This window comes from Thermanaerothrix daxensis (assembly GCF_001306145.1).
Lineage (GTDB): Bacteria > Chloroflexota > Anaerolineae > Anaerolineales > Anaerolineaceae > Thermanaerothrix > Thermanaerothrix daxensis.
This window is the reverse complement of the sequence record NZ_LGKO01000001.1, coordinates 1-1304: the sequence shown is the minus strand read 5'-3', so window position 1 is coordinate 1304 and position 1304 is coordinate 1. Positions and strand designations below refer to the sequence as shown.

Annotated in this window: 2 protein-coding genes; both read left to right on the top strand. The window is 66.3% G+C overall.

What is annotated here, in order from left to right; genetic code table 11:
* Positions 1 to 398 (top strand): class II aldolase/adducin family protein (locus SE15_RS00010; protein ID WP_201778027.1); only part of this gene is annotated, 398 nt, incomplete at its 5' end.
* On the top strand, positions 361 to 1304 hold a 944-nt coding region (locus SE15_RS00005), incomplete at its 3' end, for a 1-phosphofructokinase family hexose kinase (protein WP_236689961.1). The genes SE15_RS00010 and SE15_RS00005, both read left to right, overlap by 38 nt.

The window sequence follows — 1304 nt, the reverse complement described above, 5'->3', positions numbered from 1 at the left end:
ACTGGCTCCATCACCCCCGCTTTTCCCGGGAGGGCAAAGCCCATCTCCTCATCTACCAAACCTTCCCGAACGTCCAGGCGGTCATCCACGCCCACCCTTTCCACGTCCTCCCCTTCTGCTCCCTCTCCCGCCCCATCCCGCCCGTCCTGGAGAACACCCAAAAGTTCGGTGTGATCAAGGTCATTCCCCCCGCCCCCGCCCACAGCCAGGAACTGGCTGAGAACATCGTGGCCGGCCTGCTCGGTCAGGAAGAGCGGATCCGCCAGCAGGCCGCGGCCGTCTTGATCCCTCAGCACGGGATCATCGTGGCCGCCAAAGATCTCTGGGCCGCCGTGGATGCCCTCGAACGCATTGATTGGAATGCCTGGTGCATCCTGGCCAGCCGCTGGCTGGCCTGAGCCCCACCCCGGAGAAGCCCCCATGTACCTCACCGTGACGGCTAACTCAGCCCTAGATCGGGTCTACTTCATTGACTCCTTCTCCCCCGGCACCCGCATGCTGGCTTCCCGATGCGTCGAAAGCGTGGGCGGTAAGGGGTTTGACGCGTCGGTGGCCCTGCGCGCCCTCAACCTGCCGACCACCGCCCTGGGATTCGTCGCCGGTCAGAACGGTCAGACCCTGGTGCGCCTCCTGGAACGGTACGCCATCACCCATGACCTGGTATGGGTCGAGGGCGAAACACGGGTCGCCCTGGTGATCGTCGAGCAGGCCCATCAGCGGCACAGCCACATCATCGCCGGAGGCTATGCGGTCCCACCCTCCGCCCAGGCCGACCTCATTCAGCGCTTCACCGCACACCTCCCACATGCGCAGTGGGTCATTCTGGCCGGTTCGCTGCCGCAGGGTGTAGCGGGGGATTTTTATGCCCGCCTGATCACGCTCGCTCACCGCGCCGAGATCCCGGTGCTCGTTGACTGCCCGGGAGAGCCGGCCCTCCACGCCGCCGCGGCTCGCCCCACCATCCTCAAGATGAACGCGCAGGAGTTCCATCAAACTTTCGGGGTAAGCCCCGCCTCGTCAACCGCATTGGCCCAACAGGCCCTTGAAATTCGCCGCTCGTTCGGGCTACCCGCCCTGGTGATCACCTGCGGCGAAGAGGGGATGATCGCCAGCACCGATGCGGGTACGTTTCATGCCCTCCCGCCCCGGCAGCCGGTAGTCAACGCCGCCGGTGCAGGGGATGCCACCTCGGCAGCGCTGGCCTGGCGCCTCTCCCTGGGTGACCCCTGGCCGGAAGCGCTCAGGTGGGCCGCTGCCACCGGCGCCGCTACCGTGCTGACCGAAGGTACCGCCGATTGTCACTT